Genomic DNA, 15,963 nt, shown 5'->3' on the forward strand with positions numbered 1-15,963 from the left:
TCGGCTAGGCCGAGCCTCCGTCGGATTCCCGTTCGCGACGCGCCAGGATCGCCTCTTTACGCGCCAGCCGGTGCTGGCGGCGAATCTTCGCTTCATCCCTGCGGCGCTTCTCTTCATCGGTCTGCGGAGCAAGCGGCGGCACGGGTCGCGGCATGCCCTTGGCGTTGAGCGCGACGAAGACAAGGTAGGCGCTGGACACGTGGCGATGCTCGCCGGTGCGCGCGTTCTCGGCGTGCACGCGAACGCCGACCTCCATCGAGGTGCGACCGACATCATTGACCTGCGCGTACAACGTCACGACCTCGCCCAGGAAGACGGGCTCTATGAAGCTCATCTCGTCCATAGACGCGGTCACGACGCGACCTCCGCAGTGCTTGACCGCGGAGATGCCGGCCGCCGAGTCCACAAGCTTCATGATCACGCCGCCGTGCACGTTGTTCTCGAGGTTGGCGTCCCCGATCTCCATCACCTGCGACAGCACCGCGCGCGACTGCCCGGGAGTGCGAGGTTCGAGATTGGGGGCGGGAGTTCGCCCGGGCTTTGCCGGAGAGTTCATCGTCCTCCTCTGTGCGCGGCCGACACGAGATCGGCAAGTTCGCCCACGATACGGGTTAAGTCGAAGTCTCTCGGAGTGTAGACGCGAGCGACACCGGCCGCGCGCAGCACCTCGGCGTCGCGCTCGGGAATGATCCCGCCCACCACTACCGGCACCCGGGTCGGATCGACGCCTCGCGCGCGCATCGCGCGCAGAACCTCCGGGACCAGCAATGTGTGCCCGCCGGAGAGCACTGAAAGCCCGACCAGGTGCACATCCTCGTCCACCACTGCCTGCGCAATCGCGTCGGGTGCAAGGCGGATCCCCTGATATACGACTTCGAAACCGGCATCGCGCGCGCGCACTGCCACTTGCTCGGCGCCGTTGGAGTGTCCGTCCAGACCCGGCTTGCCGACCAGAATCCGCAGCCGCCGCACCCCGATCAGGGCGGCGACCTCCTCAACGCGCGCGCGCACCCGGCGAAGCTCCTCGAACTCCCCGGTCGCTGGAACAGCTCCCGATACCCCCGTCGGCGCTCGGAACTCCCCAAACACATCGCGCAGCGCGTCGGCCCACTCGCCGGTAGTCACCCCGGCGCGCGCCGCCTGAATCGAATACGGCACTAGGTTCTCCGCTGTGCCCGCCGCGCGCCGCAGGTCGTCGAGGGCGCGGCGCGCGCCGGACGCGTCGCGGCGCGCGCGGGACTCCTCCAGGGAGCGAACATGTTGCTCGGCCGCCTCCGCATCGGGCGTCTCGAACAGCGCACCCACTTCGAGCGGCGACGCTTCACTTTCGACAAAGGCGTTCACCCCGACGACAGGCACGTCGCCCGCCTCGATCGAGCGCCGGCGCCGCGCGAGCGACGCAACCAACTCCTGCTTCATGTAGGCAAGCGCATCAACCGATCCTCCGGCATCGAGCACGCGAGACAACTCGTCGCGCGCCGCGCTCTCCAGCTCCTCGGTCTTAGCCTCGATCACGTGCGAGCCGGCGAAGATGTCCTCGTACTCGAGCAAGTCCGTCTCGTTCACCAGAATCTGCTGCAGTCGCAATGACCACTGCTGGTCCCACGGACGAGGCAATCCAAGCGCCTCGTTCCACGCCGGCAGCTGCAACGAGCGCGCGCGCGCATCCTTCGACAACGAGACGGCGAGCGACTCCAAGGCGATGCGATAGACGTTGTTCTCGGGCTGCAGCGCCGTCAGGCCAAGCGAGTTGACCTGCACCGCGTATCGGAACCGCCGGTACTTCGGATCCTCGACCCCGTAGCGCGTCCGCGCGATCTCGTCCCACATGCGCGTGAACGCGCGCATCTTGCACATCTCTTCGACGAATCGGATGCCGGCATTGCAGAAGAACGAGATCCTGCCGACGACCCGCCCGAAGTCGCTCTCGGCGATCGCTCCGGTCTCCCGCACTGCGTCAAGCACCGCGATCGCGTTCGCCAACGTGTACGCGATCTCCTGGTGCGGCTGGGCGCCGGCTTCCTGAAGGTGATACGAGCACACGTTTATCGGATTGGCCTTGGGGATCTCCCGCGCGCAGAACGTGACCATGTCGGTGACGAGGCGCATAGAGGGCTGCGGCGGAAAGATGTACGTCCCTCGCGACAAATACTCCTTGAGGATGTCGTTTTGAGTCGTGACCGACAACGAAGCGCGCGGGACGCTTTGCTCGTCGGCGATGCCGGCGTAAAGAGCCAGCAGCCACATGGCCGTCGCGTTGATGGTCATCGAAGTCGTCATCCGGCCGAGGTCGATGCCGTCGAAAAGCGTGCGCATGTCGGCAATCGACGACACCGGCACGCCGACCCGCCCGACCTCCCCTTTGGCCATGCGCGCGTCGGAGTCGTACCCGCACTGCGTCGGCAAGTCGAACGCCACCGATAGTCCGGTCTGGCCCTTGGAGAGGTTCCGCTTGAACAACTCGTTCGAAGCGCGCGCCGACGTGTGCCCGGCGTAGGTCCGGATCACCCACGGCTTGTCCTTCGGGTGGTTCACGCCCATGCTCGACACCTCGCGGTCGAAAACGATGCCGGTTGATCGTACCCGCGATCCCTCACTCCAGAAACGGGGTGGCCGCGGGAGGGGATCCATCCCCCAAACGCATGGATATACTCCGGCCGGCGCGCGCGGAAACGGGGAGAAGACCTCCATGACGATCACAACGGTTGGCATCCTGGGCTGCGGCACGATGGGCTCGGGCATCGCCGAGGTGTGCGCGCGAGGCGGCTACGCCGTCGTGTTCCGCGAAGTGGACGACGAACGCGCAGCGGAGGGATTCGCACGTATCCGCCGGTCGCTGGACCGCGCAGCCCTGCGGGGCCGGATCAGCGCGGAAGACCGCGACGCCGCACTCGCGCGCGTGCACGGAACGTCCCAATACGAAGACCTCTCGGGTTGCGACATCGTGATCGAGGCCATTCCGGAGCACCTGCACCTAAAGCAAGAAGCATTTCGCGCGCTCGACCAACTCCTTGCTCCGGAAGCGATCCTGGCGACGAGCACCTCGTCGCTTCCGGTGATCGAGATGGCGGTCTCATCGGGACGGCCGGCGCGCACGGTGGGACTGCGCTTCTTCAACCCGGCACCCGTGATGGGGCTCGTCGAACTGGTCAAGACCGTGCTGACCGACGACGACGCGCTCGCGGAGGCGCGCGCGTTCGCGGAGTCGCTCGGCAAAACCCCGATCGTCGCACTGGATCGCGCCGGGTTTCTGGCCAACCTTCTGCTGTTCCCGTACCTGAACAACGCGGTACGCATGCTCGAAAGCGGCTTCGCCTCGCGCGAGGACATAGATGCCGCGATGCGGCTCGGCTGCGCTCATCCCATGGGGCCGCTCGCGCTGCTTGACCTGATCGGTTTGGACTCCTCCTACGAGGTCCTCGATGCGATGTCGCGACGGTTCGGCGAAACTCAGTACACCCCGGCGCCGCTGATCAAGCAGTTTGTCACGGCGGGGTTTCTGGGCCGCAAGACCGGCCGGGGCTTTTACGAATACGAGGCGCCGGGGTCCGCGCATGTGAAAGAGACCGGTCGCCACGAACGCGAGGTTCCCGAGACGGCCGCCGCGGACATCCGCACGATCGGTATCGTCGGGTCGGGAACGATGGCCACCGGCATCGCCGAAGTTGCCGCGAAAGCGGGATTCGAAGTCATATTGCGAGCCCGCTCCGTGGAGCGAGCCGAGGAAGCGCGCGCGGCCGTCGAAGCGTCGCTGGGCCGGGCCGTGCACCGCGGCAAGATGACCGAAGAACAGGCACGCGAGTCCCTGGGCCGAATCAACACGACCACCGACCTGGGCTCGCTGTCCTGCGCCGACATCGTGATCGAGGCCGTCGCGGAAGTGCTCGAAGTCAAGACCGAGCTTTTCCGGCAGCTCGACGCGATCGTCCCGACCCGCGCGATCCTGGCAACCACGACCTCTTCTCTGCCGGTCATCGCGCTGGCGGCCGCGACACAGCGCCCAGAGCAGGTCGCCGGCATGCACTTCTTCAACCCCGCCCCCGTGATGCAACTGGTCGAGGTGGTAAGGACCGTGCGCACAAGCGAGGACACCGCCGACACGGCTTTCGCGCTCGCCAAGCGCTTGGGCAAGCATCCCGTCACATGCCCGGACCGGGCTGGGTTCATCGTCAACGCGTTGCTGTTCCCCTACATCAACGAAGCCGTTCGACTGGTGGAGTCCGGATACGCGCGCGCCGAGGACGTCGACACCGCGATGCGGCTGGGAGCAGCGCACCCGCTCGGACCGTTCGCTCTGGCCGACGTCATCGGTCTGGATGTCACCGAGCAGATCATCTCGACGCTGTACGCGGAATTCCGCGAGCCCTTCTACGCTCCGGCGCCGCTGCTCGGGCATCTGGTGCGCGCCGGCTACCTCGGGCGAAAAACCGGACGCGGCTTCTACACGTACGCGTCATGAATTACAGATTCCCGACCCAGACATCCGCTCAACGGGATTGATTGTTGACATCGATTACGGCAGAGCTTCATCGATCCGAATCTCAAGTGCCGAATCCGCGTCTTGAGCACGCACGAATATGACAAGGTTGCCGCCATCAGCGCGCGCAGAAGGAACGATGATTGCCTCAATGCCCAGCCAGGCCGCCGCGCCACCAACCATCTGACACGCCGAGAAATCCGTGCCCGACAGGTCGTCCGCGTCTACCCCGAGTCGGAGTAGGAGCTGTTCGTCCCTCAAATCAAGCACATCTCCCAACTCGGCCCGCATCGCGTAGAGCCGCCTCGCGGCGGTCGGCCTCAGCGGCTGCATGCTCAAGAGATGATCACCCTCGGCAATCGCCGTCTCGCGATCAAGGCTCGCATAAAGAGCGGCTACGTCGGGAGGGTTCCATCGCGCGCCCCGCATGTTCGGTTTCACGGGCGGCGCATCTCCGAGCATGTGTCGCCAAACCTCGCCTCGGAACGAAACCCGCGGACATTCCTCGAGGACATCCAGAAGGGCCGGATCGTAGATCACGGGATTGGAATGTCCTAGACGTAGGCGCCGTCTTGAAGTTGAGCAATCAGCGCCAGCACCTCGTCGATAGCTCCGTCGCGAATCTTGTCTACCGGTCGCAATCCGCGCAACAGAGGATGGGGAGAAAACAGCCAGAGTCGCGCTGCGTCGGGCTCGTAGAACTCCCGCAGTTGGTCGATGAGCCACTCCAAGCTGAGAAGCCTCTCCAAGCTTGCTCTTTGCGGTGCCGCCCTACTCGTTCGCCATCGAGAAACAGTCTGCGGAGTTGTGTCGAGAAGTTGTGCGATATCGCGCGCCTTGATCACTCCCGTGATCTTGTCGATTCGCTGCGCAAGTGCCGACATCGTGATGTCCTCCGTTCAAGGGCGACTATACAAGATCCTGAACGTTCTAATGCACTTTAGCATGAACAAACTCATGAACGCTGGATCGCCTCTGGGGAGAGGCACCCCTCCTGGTTCCGCGCACAAGCGAGACCGTCGTGTCCTTTCGCCAACCGGCGGGTGGGTGGATCGTTTTGCCAACGAACGCGCCATGATCGATCCGGATTCCCGCGCAACCTGCCCGAATCGGCGCGCATCACCTCGGTGAAGGCATGGACCGTCCGCCTTGCGGGCGCGCGCCCGGCGCGGGGATACTGCGGCGACGCCGACCGCCGAAAGGACCTTGATGAGCCTGCAGATGTTTTCGCTGGAGGGCAAGACCGCGCTGGTGACCGGTGCCTCGCGCGGCATCGGCGCCGCGATCGCGCGCGCGTTCGCGGCGGCCGGCGCCGACGTGGCGCTTGCCGCGCGCTCGACCGGCGACATCGACCTCCTCGCGGGCGAGATCGAATCCACCGGGAGAAAAGCGATCGCCATCACCACCGACGTCACTCAACCCGACCAGGTGCGCGCGTGCGTGGCGCGCGCCGTCGAATCGCTCGGCTCCGTCGACATCTTGGTCAACAACGCCGGCGGCACGAAGTTCATGTCGCCCGCCGTCGACACTCGCATCGAAGGCTGGAAGAAGGCGATCTCGCTGAACCTCGATTCGGTCTTCTTCTTCTGTCAGGAGGCGGGGCGCCACATGCTCGAACGCGGCTCGGGATCGGTGATCAACATCTCATCGGTGGCCGGCGTCTCGGCCGCGCCGGGGCTGTCGTATTACGCAGCCGCCAAGCACGGGGTGATCGGGCTGACCAAGACGCTCGCCGTCGAATGGGGTCACACGGGTGTGCGCGCGAACTCGATCTGCCCGGGCTGGATCAAGACCGACCTCAACAAGACCTACTGGACCAACGAGGAGTCCGCGCGCGCCTTCGTTACCGGCGTGCCGATGCAGCGCTGGGGCGAGGTCGAGGACATCACCGGCGCCGCGATATGGCTCGCTTCGGACGCCGCGGCATACGTCACCGGCGCCACCATCATGATCGACGGCGGGCAGACGGTCTGAGGTGAGTCCCAGGCGGAACCGTCCGAAGTCGGCTCGCAAGCCGGCCGGCGAGGAGCGGATCCTCGCCCCCGACATCGTCATGGGCGCCCCACCGGGGTGGCACGTGCGCGCGATCCAACCGGCGCGCGCAGTGAAGGAATACCGCTGTCCGGGGTGCGATCACGAGGTTCGCATCGGGACCGCGCACGTCGTTGCATGGCGGGACGGATCAGAAGACGACCGCCGCCACTGGCACCGCCCGTGCTGGCAACGCTCGATACGCTGAGCGCGCACCAGGCCTTCCTACGCAAGCAGCTTCTCGAGGCGGCGGACCAGCGTCGTGAGTGATAGCCCGAGGGCCTGACAGATCTGGCGCAGCTCCAGGATGTCGAGACGGCGCTCGCCGGACTCATACTTGCTCACGAACGACTGTGGACGGCCGATCCGTCGTGCAAGTTCCGGCTGGGTCAAGCCCGGCTGCAACCGTGCCTCTCGCAACACGGCTTGAAGATGTTCGCGTTGAGTACCTCGATCCTGCTTGCGCACCAGGGTTACTGTGTGGGAACATGCAGCGTTATCCCAAGATGGGATACTCCGGACGACAAGAACCAATCAGGCGAGGCGATGGACTGGCCGGCAAGGATCGGCGCTCTGATTGCGCAGGTCGGCATCCTGCGCAGGGACTTTGCCGACCACGCCCACCCGGCCGACCGACATCTCCGTCGTGCGATCGCGAACCTCCACCGCGCGCAACGCGCGCTTGCCCTGCCGCCTCACCAGCCTGATCCAGAAGCAGCGAAATCACGGACGTCGGACGTCCGTGCGCTCACCTCGCTGGAGCGCTTGTCGACGGCGTCCCAGGACGAAGACGCCGGACCCCCTCATCCAGCCAAAGTGCGCCGGGCGGCAAAGCGCGACGGGCGACTCGCCGCCAAGAAACAGTAACGGACCGCCGCGACATCGGGTGTCCCAGCCGGCGTGTAGGGTCGAGCACGCAGCCCCGGGAAGGACGAGTTCGTGGATTCAGGTGTTCGATGGGCAAACGTGACCGGTCGATTCTCTTCGTGGTTCGCCGAGACGCTCGTCGCCGGCGACCATGACCTCGCCGGGCGGATCGCCCATGTGGCGGCGCGCATCCGGGCCATCCACGCACCGGTGCCCCTCGCGCTGACCCTGGTGCTCGACTACTTGGACACCGCGGAGCTGGCGCGCTTGGAGATTTCCGAGCCCGAGGAAGTGCCCTTCGACCTTCTCGGGGGACTCGTTGCCGACTTTGAGTCACTCCTCGACCTGACCGTCGGACCCGCGCACGGCGACGGCTCGTGCGCGGAGAGAGCGCAGGCCTATCTGCGCCCTTGGGCCACGGGATCAGGCTCTCAGCGCTTCGGACGCGGTGCGCGCGCGGCCGGCTTCGACGCGCGTAGAGGCTTCTCTGCGCGTGTCGTTCCCCCCGGCGCCACGCTCACGGCGTGCTTGGCTCCGGGTGTCTCCGGGGACGGAGCTGCCTCCCCCAGATAGGCAGCCATCACATCCGGAGAGGCCAACAACTCGGCGCTCGGCCCCTCGACCGCGACCTCGCCCTTGGCCAGGACGTACGCGCGCGACGTGTGCTTGAGCGCGAGGTGCACGAACTGTTCGACGAGCAACACAGCGGTCCCGGACCGATTCACAGCGTCGAGCGCTTCGAACAACTGCGTCACGACAATCGGGGCAAGCCCGAGCGACAACTCGTCCACGAGCAGCAGTCGCGGCTTGCTCATCAACGCGCGCGCAACCGTCAACATCTGTTGCTCCCCACCCGACATCGTCCCTGCCGCCTGACTCGCGCGTTCCCGCAGGCGCGGGAAGATCTCCATCATGCGCTCGATCTGCTCGGCCTCCTCGGCGCGATCCTTGCGCCGCGACCAATGTCCGAGCTGGAGGTTCTCCACGACGGTCATCTCGGGAAACAGCTCTCGTCCCTCGGGAAGATGAGCGACGCCCAGATGGATCACCTTGTGCGCGGGAAATTTGGATATGAGATGGTCGTCCAACGTGATCGTCCCGCGCGCGGGCGTCAGCAGGCCCGAAATCGCGCGCAAGGTGGTCGTCTTGCCGGCGCCGTTCGCTCCGAGAAGCGCCACCATCTCACCTTCTTCGACGCGCAGGGTCAGCCCCCGAAGCGCCTGAACCGGTCCGTAGAAGACGTCGATGTTGTCCACGTGCAGCATCAGGCGACCCCCACCGGTTCCACCACGGGCTCGCCCAGATACGCAGCGATCACCTCCGGGTGACGCTGCACGGCGGCCGGTGGCCCCTCGGTCAGCATCCTCCCTTGCGTGAGTACGTACATGTAGTCCGACACCGCGGTCACCATACGAACGTCATGCTCGATGAGCAGCACGGAGACCCCCAGCGCGCGCGCGCCGAACACGACCTCGGCGAGGCGATCGGTCTCGGCCTCGTTCAACCCCGACGCGGGTTCGTCGAGCATGACCAAGCGCGCGCCCGTGACGAGCGCGCGCCCCAACTCGACCATTCGCAGCACGCCGAATGGCAGCCCGCGCACACCACTCGCGGCGTATTCCTCCAGTTGCAACAAGCTCAAGATCTTGCGTACACGATCGCGCGCCGCGCGCTCCGCCGCCAGCGTCGCCGGCCCCGCGGCAAGGTTGGAGAACACACCCGAGTTGTTGTGCATGTGCGTTGCGACAAGCAGGTTGTCGAACACCGTCAACTCGGAGAAGAGCTGCAGCACCTGGAATGTCCGCGCGACCCCGAGGCGCGCGCGCAAGTGCGGCGGAAGAGACGTTGCGTCGCGCCCGTAAAGCATCACGCGGCCGGCAGACGGATCATTGAGGCCAAGAATGGCATTGAACAATGTCGTCTTCCCCGCGCCGTTCGGACCAATCAAGCCGACGATCTCACCTTCGCGTACCGACAGAGAGGCTCCGCTCACGGCCGTCAGCCCACCGAACCGGACGGTGACGCCGTCGACCTCCAGGATCATCCGGCGGGCCGAGCGGTCGGAGTCGAGCATCGGCGCGGCGCGCGCGCGCAGGACGAGGCCGGGCGAGGGCGGGGCGGATACGTCGAGAGCAGACGACACAGGCGGGTGCAACTCCCCCTGAACGGGAACGGCACCATCCGCCCGGCCGTTGGTCGAACCGTCGGCTCCGAAAGCGCCCTCGGACGGCGGGGTCGCACCGGAAGGCTCGGAGATCGGGGAAACTTCTTCGAAAGCATTGGCGAACCAATCGTCGTGACGCCCGTTCTTCCCGTGGGGGGAGAGCGCGCGTCCGGAGAGCGACGCAGCCAGGCGCGCGCCGACCGCGCCGAGCGCGCGGTTCACGCGCGCGCCCACCGGCAATCGCGCGACAAGCGCGCGCGCTCGCTCGAAGACAGCACGAAGCGAGACAGCACGAAGCAAGGCAGCACCGAATGGCGCCGTGCGTCGGCCCTGCGCCGCGCCCCCAGTCGAACCACGCGCGGCGACGGAACCGCCGCCGAAAGCGCGCCCGAGTCCCTTGGCGCGCTGCGACGCCGTGCCAATCGCGGTTCCAATCGCCGCGAGTCCGCCCGGATACGCCAGCAGCACTACAGCCAGTAGCGCAGCCGACACCATCTCCAGCCAGCCCGAGAGAGCACTCACGCGGAAGAAGACCTCGTTGAGCGCGGCAAACAGCCCACCGGCCGCAAGCGCCCCGCCGAGGCTGCCGAGTCCCCCCACCACCGCGATCGCAAGGAACTGGAGCGACATCGTGAACATGAACTGCGACGGCACGACCGTTCGCTGGTCGATCATGAGCAGGTTCCCCGCCAGCCCCGCCAGGGCGCCGGACACGGCGAAGGCGATCAGCTTCGTCCGCACCACGTCGATCCCAAGCGAAGCCGCGGCCATCTCCGACCCCCGAACGGCAAAGAACGCGCGCCCTGTCTTGGTGTCGCGGAGACTTGCCAACGAGAACACCGCAACCACCGCGACACCCGCCATCATGTAGAACAGCGTCCGGCGGCTCGTGAAGTCGAACGAAGGGAACCCCCCCTCAGCACCCAGGCGCTGCTCGGGGATCGTCGAACTGCCGGCGCTCGCGCCAAGCCAAGGCGACCGAAACAGGAAAGAGTCGCACATCCACGCAAAAATGAGCGTCGCCACCGCCAGATACAAGCCGCGGACGCGGAGCGCCACCGCGCCCAAGAGCGACGCGGCAAGGGCCGAAACGGCAGCGGCGGCGATCATGTTCGCGGGGAAACCCAAGTGGAACCCCCGCGCGACGAGCCCGGTCGTAAACGCAGAGATCCCGACGAAGCTCGCCTGGCCGAGCGAAATCTGCCCGACCCATCCGGTGAGCACGACCAGCGAGGCGGCGACGAGCGCCAACTCGACCGCGAGCAGGCTGGACCCGAGCACCGAGTACGGAACCACCCAGGGCCAGACGACCAAAACCGGCACAGCGACGACGAGGGCGCGGGTGAGTGCGTGTGACCCGCCGGCCCGTACGGGCCGCGCGGTCGACCCAAGCCCCGCATCGGAGTCCTGTGCCCCGGAAAGCCGGCGCCCGCGCGTGGCCATGACGACGAGAGCGAGGATGGTGAGCACAAGCTGCGGTGACCCCGAGAACCGCAGGACCGAGCCGACGAGCGGAAGCCTGGAGAAATACGGCACCAGCCCGAAGCTCAAGCCGGCGATCGCCGACCCGGCGAGCGCCCCCGGCAGGCTCTCCAACCCTCCAATGAGCGCGGCGACGAACGCCGGCAGTACCTGCAGCGACAGGTTGTACGGATCCAGGTTCGTGACCGCCGCCAGCATGATTCCGGCGAGCCCGGCAAGACCACCGCCCAGCGCCCACGCACCGGCCGCCGCCAGATCCGGATCGATCCCCATGAGTGAGGCAGCCCGTCGGTTCTGAGCGGCGCCCCGCATCGCAAGTCCAACCTGAGTTCGCTTGAAGAACGTGAACAGAGTCGCCGACACCACGACACCGGTCAGAAAGAGCCCAATCTCGCCCGACCGGATCCCGCTCGCCCCGACTCGGATCGTCCCTCCTGGGAACACCTGCGGAGCAAGCAGCGGTGTCGTCCCCCAGATCTTCGCCGCGAGCGCGATAAGAAGACCCGTGACTGCGACGGTGCCGACCGTCTGAGCGGTCGGGCCTTGCGCGCGCAGCCGCCGCACGAAGATTCGCTCGACGGCGATGCCCAAGGCGGCGCCGGCGGCAACCCCGATCGGAAGCGCAACTCCGATCGGTAGGCCGGCGTTCGTCATCGCGTGCACAAGGTACGCGGGGATCATCGCCATCGCCCCGTGCGCGAGGTTCAGCACTCGGGATGAGCGGTAGATCACCGAGATTCCGAGGGCGAAAATCGCGTACGCGCCGATAAGCGGAATCGACAGCAATACATAGGTAAAGATCTCGGGCATGCGCGCGCCTAATCCGTTCCGCGTTGGGGAGTCGGATCGGTGACGATTTGCCCGCTGCGCCAGCCGCTAAACGATCCCTTGTACTGCATCGTGAAGGCCTGCATGGTCGCGTTCGCGAAATGGTCCTTCGGTGACCATTTGAGGGTCGGTTGAATCGTAAGCCCCGTGGAGAGGCGGGTGGAATCCAGGACTGCTCGGAGCGCGTCGCGCGTCAGCTTCGGACCCACCCGTTTCAGCGCGTCGACCAGCAAGAGCATCCCGACGTAGCCGCCCTGCGTGAACGCGTTGTACTCGTCTGCCCCCGGCGCAGTCGTCTTGAGGTCCGAAACGTACTTCTTGACCGCGGGGTCGTTCGCGTACTCCTCAATCGGCCCCTTGAAGGAGGTCCACACCATCATCTGGTCGCAAGCAGCCTGGCAGCCCTTTCCGAAAGCCCACGTGAACAACGGTTGCGCCGCACCGATTCCCTTCGCGACGTCCTTGGGAGTAGGCACCCCTGTTGTCGCCATCCAGGTCAGCGCCGTCGTCGGCTCGAGGAACATCGCGATGAAGTCGGCGCCGGCCTTGGAGAACTCCTGCACTTGCGTCGCGTAGCTGGGCTGACCGGCCTCAACCCCGCAGTAGCGACGCTGGCAGTTGTTGTTGGTGTTGTATCCATCAACGTCGCGACCGGTGAGCCGCTTGACCTCGTTGTTGTAGGCCAAGGCGGCCTCCGAGCCGAACTTATAGTTCTTGTCGAAAACGATGCCGAAGGCCTTCGCCCCGCGAGAGTGCGCGTCGCGAGCCATGATCCTCGCGGAAGACACCGTGGCGGCCGCCACCGGCCACACCCACGGCTCACGATATTGGTCGATCACCATTCCGTCGGTCCCGACCACAGGGATTCTCGCCTTGTTGATGTCACCATTCTTGATGACGACCTGCAAGCCTTCGGACGACGGAACCACCGGCAGGTCGAAGTACCCTTCCTTGATGAAGTTCCGGATGTACCCGGCACCGCGCTGCGGTTCCCACCCGTCGTCGACATACTTGATCTCGAGCTGACGCCCGCAGATCCCCCCCTCACGGTTGACGGCATTGCGCACCGCCTCCATCCCGTACTCGACCTCACCGAGGAATGCGGCGCCGATGCCCGAGTGAACCACCGTTGTAGCCATCTTGATCGAGTCACCGGTGACCCCCGGGGCAGTCGCGCCACCGTTGCGCCCGGATTCGCACTCCAGTTTCTCGCCGGTCGGGGATGTACTGGTCGGCGTTGGGCCCATCGATGGAAGAGGCCCGCCGTAGGAGGGCTCAATAGTGGGCGAAACATACAGCGGGTCGTCGGGGCCTGCTACCGAAACTCTCTCCGTGCGCGGCGCCACCTGAACCGCCGAGAATGCTCCCACCAGAACGCCGACGACGAAGATCGCGGTCAGCTTGAAAGCCGACGATGACGGCTGCGACATCAAGACCCTCCACTCAAAAGACGGACAAGCTCGCGACGCCGCCAAACCGAAGCCCCGGCGGCACCGAAGAGGGCAAAGACCAGCGACACCAGGAACGCCTGCTTGGGCGAGCGCACAAGCAACAGGGCCGTGCGAAGCACCCTGTAAGGCAAAGGACCGTCGAACACCTCGTCGGTGCGCTCGAAATGCTCACCCAAAACCGAGGGAATCCGACCGAGGATCGGGGTCGGACCCGACGGCGTGGGCGCAGGTGACGGCTGGATCCCCCCGGCGGTGCGAGGACGGACCCAGTAGATCGAGGAGAGGTGAACGGCGGCGAGCTGCACATGGAGGCGCGACTTCTCCGCGTAATCGTTGAACACCATCACCTCGAGACCCGGCACGGCCTCGGAGCTTTCGTTCTCCATGGTCAACCTGTCCACATAGTCGGCTTCGCTCTTGGCCACGCTCGCGAACGCACCCCCGCGGGTAGCCTGGATATCGGCGGTCGGAAGGATGATTCGCATCTTCAGGCTGGCATTGTCGTTTACGGCCTTGGCAAGGGACTCCAGCGAGCACTCCTTCGGGCAGCGGAACTTCTCTGCCCCGGCCCCGTCCCGAAGGACGACGTCCTCCAGGACGCGCGTCCAGGATGCGCGTGCGGTGCCCGGTCGGCCGTACGCCGCCACCGTCGCCGTGGCCGTCACGCGGCCGATGGACAGCTCGGCGCCGCCGGGTGCCGTGATGTGAATACCCCGCGCGGTCGTCGATGCTTCGGCCAGCATCCCGCGCTCGGCGTCCCGGCGCGCCGAGGAGGAGAACTCCGAGGACCCGACCAACAGCCCGTCGATCGCCGACCGACCGACGCTCGCCGAGGCCGACCCGTACATCTTCTCCAAATCACAGCGAACCGACGAGGCCGCACCACCGGGCTCCTCGCCCCCGGGTGAGGGTTCCGTCGGCGTCCCGCCTCCATCCAAACACGACTTCGCCGGCCACGGCCACTCGGCCGCCGCCACCGCCTGCCCCCCCGCACCACCCGCGGCTCCGGCCGTATCCACGATTGTGTTTCGGCGGCTGCGCCACTCGTTTTCCGTCAAAGGGTCCGGAGCCACCGCTTGTGCGGCGGCGCCGACGCTGACATTGCGCACGTCCAGCCTCGGCACGTTCGCCGCGGTGAGACTGCGGTCCCCCGGAGATACGCCCGCGCCGGCCACTATTGGACGTACGATCGAGTTGTTGTCCATCGGGCGCCGCACGGGCTCGCTGGCGCCACCCCAGCCTCCAACGAGGCTCGCGCGCGCGCCGAACCCGCCGACGGCACCGGCCCACCCGGAGGTAGTCGCGGCGCTCTCGGGGACGTCGACGGTCAGACAGTCCCAGCAAGGGGGTGGTGGCGGGACCGTGACCGCAGATCGGTCGGCAAAGACGGCCACCCGCATTCGTCCCGCCGGGTTCCTGGCCACGACATACGCGAAGTGCGTCACCGGATCAAACGCAATCGGCCCGGCGCCCAGCGTCCGCAAGGAAATCAGCTTGCCTTGCGACACAGGCGTTGTTCTGCCGTCGGCCAAGACCACGTTTTCGAAGTCGGCCCGCATCAGGACGTGGCCGGATACCGCGTCGACGCCCAGGGCAGACGCGTATTCGCTCTGGGCCGGAATGAATCCCACCCAGGCCGACAATCTGCCGTCGAACACCGCCGCGCCGGGAGTGGACGCAGACTGGCTCAGGACGAACATCCGCTCGGCTCCCGGGTCGAACACCGCCAAGCCGTTCAGGCCCTGCCCACTCATGTATGAACCCGAAACCGGATACGTCTCCACCGGGAATCCCAAGGCCTCGACGTCATCGGCGTCCGGATCTACCCAGATCCGCAGCAGGGCCGACTGCCCGGGAGAGCGAATGGCCGCGCCACCCTGAAGCTCGGGACGAATGCACGCCAGGAAAACGGCTCGGCCATTCTTGACCGGGAAGAGGCCGACACCGACGCCGGAAGAGGCCATGGGAAAAAGACACTCGCGCGTCATGGGTCGCTTCCACACCGGCTGGGCGCCGGGATTCGCGTCGTCGAGCGAGAGCAAGATCGAAGGCATTACCGGCGGAGTGACTAAGTTAGTTGAAACCGGCTTGATATACGGGCTCCCGAGGTTCCCGGCGACGTAGAGACGGTGGTCCTTGGCCACGCGGGCAATGCCCAGAGCAAACAGGCTCGGTACCATAAGCCCGAGATTCCACACCTGGGGACGAAACTTCATCGTCTCCAAGTCGAACAGACGGATCAAGGCGCATTGGTGGCAACCGGTCTCTTCCCCGTTCAAATCATGGTCCAGGATCCAGGCGAGGCGAAGATCCGAATCAACGACCGCCGTGTACGGGCCGATCTGCCCGGATTCCAGGTGAAACGCGACACTGCGAAGGGGCTCGGGAAAACTACCGCTAAGGTCAAACTCCGTTAGCCGCCCGGCGTGCTGGACATACAGACGGCGGTTGACCCAATCCGTCATAACGACCTTGGGCGAGGTGACAACACTCTCGTCGGCGGGAAGCCATCCCAGCATAGATAGGGAACCCGAGTCCGCGCGCGCGGGCGCCGGAACCAAGCCCCCCAGCACAATCGCAAGCGCCACTACCCCGACGACACCCCGACGCACACGCCGACGCACACTCCCCATGCGCGAGCAAGCCGATGGCGCCGCGCGCAT

Annotated in this window: 13 protein-coding genes; 4 read left to right on the top strand and 9 right to left on the bottom strand. The window is 66.1% G+C overall.

All coding sequences use genetic code 11. The features are described from left to right. Positions 1–4 precede the first annotated feature (4 nt). Together WDA27_08755 and WDA27_08760 are read right to left on the bottom strand one after the other, a co-directional pair. A complete protein-coding gene (locus WDA27_08755) occupies positions 5–556 on the bottom strand; it encodes an acyl-CoA thioesterase (GenBank protein MFA5891023.1) in 552 nt (183 codons plus the stop codon). After that, entirely contained in the window at positions 553–2,541 is a 1,989-nt protein-coding gene (locus WDA27_08760) for a protein meaA (GenBank protein ID MFA5891024.1), read from the bottom strand. Before WDA27_08760 ends, WDA27_08755 begins: the two co-directional genes overlap by 4 nt. Before the next feature lie 148 nt (positions 2,542–2,689). Between WDA27_08760 and WDA27_08765 the strand changes: the two genes are divergently transcribed. Next, complete coding sequence (locus WDA27_08765; GenBank protein ID MFA5891025.1) at positions 2,690–4,459, top strand: 3-hydroxybutyryl-CoA dehydrogenase; 1,770 nt, start codon at positions 2,690–2,692, stop codon at positions 4,457–4,459. 54 nt (positions 4,460–4,513) lie between these two features. Here the strand turns inward: WDA27_08765 and WDA27_08770 are convergent, their stop codons facing one another. Together WDA27_08770 and WDA27_08775 are read right to left on the bottom strand one after the other, a co-directional pair. After that, positions 4,514–5,017, bottom strand: a complete 504-nt coding sequence (locus tag WDA27_08770) for an RES family NAD+ phosphorylase (protein MFA5891026.1) — start codon at positions 5,015–5,017, stop codon at positions 4,514–4,516. A gap of 14 nt (positions 5,018–5,031) precedes the next feature. Further along, positions 5,032–5,361 (bottom strand): antitoxin Xre/MbcA/ParS toxin-binding domain-containing protein, encoded by a 330-nt coding sequence (locus WDA27_08775; protein MFA5891027.1) that lies wholly within the window; start codon positions 5,359–5,361, stop codon positions 5,032–5,034. Positions 5,362–5,686: 325 nt separating this feature from the next. On the opposite strand from WDA27_08775, the gene WDA27_08780 reads away from it, so the two are divergent. Together WDA27_08780 and WDA27_08785 are read left to right on the top strand one after the other, a co-directional pair. Then, positions 5,687–6,451 (top strand): SDR family NAD(P)-dependent oxidoreductase, encoded by a 765-nt coding sequence (locus tag WDA27_08780; GenBank protein ID MFA5891028.1) that lies wholly within the window; start codon positions 5,687–5,689, stop codon positions 6,449–6,451. A gap of 58 nt (positions 6,452–6,509) precedes the next feature. Then, a complete protein-coding gene (locus WDA27_08785; GenBank protein MFA5891029.1) occupies positions 6,510–6,716 on the top strand; it encodes a hypothetical protein in 207 nt (68 codons plus the stop codon). A 17-nt stretch (positions 6,717–6,733) separates the two neighbouring features. On the opposite strand, the gene WDA27_08790 is transcribed toward WDA27_08785, so the two are convergent. Next, positions 6,734–6,976, bottom strand: a complete 243-nt coding sequence (locus tag WDA27_08790; GenBank protein MFA5891030.1) for a helix-turn-helix transcriptional regulator — start codon at positions 6,974–6,976, stop codon at positions 6,734–6,736. Here WDA27_08790 and WDA27_08795 point away from each other — a divergent pair. After that, positions 6,950–7,375: a hypothetical protein gene (locus WDA27_08795; GenBank protein MFA5891031.1), complete on the top strand. Its 426-nt coding sequence runs from the start codon at positions 6,950–6,952 to the stop codon at positions 7,373–7,375. The genes WDA27_08790 and WDA27_08795 overlap by 27 nt on opposite strands. Before the next feature lie 431 nt (positions 7,376–7,806). Here WDA27_08795 and WDA27_08800 read toward each other — a convergent pair whose 3' ends face one another. From WDA27_08800 to WDA27_08815, 4 genes are read right to left on the bottom strand one after another with little or no spacing between them, the layout of a single operon-like run. Next, a complete protein-coding gene (locus WDA27_08800) occupies positions 7,807–8,640 on the bottom strand; it encodes an ABC transporter ATP-binding protein (protein MFA5891032.1) in 834 nt (277 codons plus the stop codon). Beyond that, positions 8,640–11,831 carry a branched-chain amino acid ABC transporter permease/ATP-binding protein gene (locus tag WDA27_08805; protein ID MFA5891033.1) on the bottom strand — a complete coding sequence of 1,064 codons (3,192 nt, stop codon included), beginning with the start codon at positions 11,829–11,831 and terminating at the stop codon, positions 8,640–8,642. The genes WDA27_08800 and WDA27_08805 overlap by 1 nt, the downstream gene beginning before the upstream one ends. Positions 11,832–11,839: 8 nt before the next feature. Beyond that, positions 11,840–13,279 (bottom strand): ABC transporter substrate-binding protein, encoded by a 1,440-nt coding sequence (locus tag WDA27_08810; protein ID MFA5891034.1) that lies wholly within the window; start codon positions 13,277–13,279, stop codon positions 11,840–11,842. Further along, positions 13,279–15,933, bottom strand: coding sequence for a hypothetical protein (locus tag WDA27_08815; GenBank protein MFA5891035.1), 2,655 nt, complete (start codon positions 15,931–15,933; stop codon positions 13,279–13,281). The genes WDA27_08810 and WDA27_08815 overlap by 1 nt, the downstream gene beginning before the upstream one ends. Between the last annotated feature and the right edge of the window lie 30 nt (positions 15,934–15,963).

This window comes from Actinomycetota bacterium, assembly GCA_041658565.1.
Taxonomy (GTDB): Bacteria; Actinomycetota; AC-67; order AC-67; family AC-67; genus JBAZZY01.